This window comes from Glutamicibacter sp. V16R2B1 (assembly GCF_005774635.1).
GTDB lineage: Bacteria > Actinomycetota > Actinomycetes > Actinomycetales > Micrococcaceae > Glutamicibacter > Glutamicibacter creatinolyticus.
Genome location: NZ_VATX01000065.1, coordinates 1 through 1,289 on the forward strand (window position 1 = coordinate 1; position 1,289 = coordinate 1,289).

General features: G+C 69.7%; 1 protein-coding gene. It reads left to right on the forward strand.

All coding sequences use genetic code 11. The features are described from left to right. On the forward strand, positions 1-1,258 hold a 1,258-nt coding region (locus FDN03_RS16105; RefSeq protein WP_138178597.1), incomplete at its 5' end, for a (Fe-S)-binding protein. Positions 1,259-1,289 lie beyond the last annotated feature (31 nt).

Genomic DNA, 1,289 nt, shown 5'->3' on the forward strand with positions numbered 1-1,289 from the left:
CTACCTCCTCGGAGCCAAGGGCGCCGAGGAGGGTGAGGAGGCGTCGAAGGCGGTCACCGGCGTCTCCGAGGACGCGTCCTCCAAGCACGCGGTGCACCACGTGCCCGAGTCCGGCTTCGGCCGGGTGCCCGAGCCCGGTCAGCCCCAGGCCGACCGGCCGCTCGTCGGGACGGAGGAGGAGGGCGGGGTCATCGACCCCGACGTCCTGTGGTCGTGCACCAACTGCGGGGCCTGCGTGGAGCAGTGCCCGGTGGACATCGAGCATGTCGACAACATCGTCGACATGCGCCGCTACCAGGTGATGATCGAGTCGGCGTTCCCGTCCGAGGCCGGCGTCATGCTGCGCAACCTGGAGAACAACGGCAACCCGTGGGGTGTCTCGCCGCGGTCGCGTACCGAGTGGACCGAGGGCCTGCCGTTCGAGGTCCGCATCCTCGACGAGGGCGAGCAGATCCCGGACGAGGTCGAGTACCTCTACTGGGTCGGCTGCGCCGGCGCCATCGAGGACCGGGCCAAGAAGGTCGCCCGCTCGTTCGCCGAGCTGCTGCACACCGCCGGCGTCGAGTTCGCCGTTCTCGGCAGCCAGGAGTCCTGCACCGGCGACCCGGCCCGCCGCCTCGGTAACGAGTACCTCTACCAGGAGATGGCCAAGGCCAACATCGAGCTGCTGAACGAGACCGGCGTCAAGAAGATCGTCGCGACCTGCCCGCACTGCTTCAACAGCCTCGCGCGGGAGTACTCGGCACTCGGCGGCACCTATGAGGTCGTCCACCACACGCAGCTGCTCGGCAAGCTGGTGGAGGAGCGCAAGCTCGTCCCGATCACCCCGATCGACTCCTCGGTGACCTACCACGACCCGTGCTTCCTCGGTCGGCACAACAAGGTCTACACCCCGCCGCGGGAGATCCTCGAGGCCATCCCGGGCATCCGCGCCCAGGAGATGCACCGCTGCAAGGACCGCGGCTTCTGCTGCGGCGCCGGCGGCGCGCGGATGTGGATGGAGGAGAAGATCGGCAAGCGGGTCAACGTCGACCGCATGGAGGAGGCCCTCGGCCTCGACCCCGATGTGGTCTCGACGGCCTGCCCGTTCTGCATCGTGATGCTCTCCGACGCCGTCACCGAGAAGAAGCTCGCGGGCGAGGCCAAGGAGAGCGTCGAGGTGCTCGACGTCTCGCAGCTGCTCGCCCGGTCGCTGGTCGCGCCGCCCGCGGCGGAGGGGACGCCGGCGATCGCCGGGTCCCCGGCGGACGGAGTGTGAACCGGGTCCGGAGTTCAGACCCTCCGGTCCC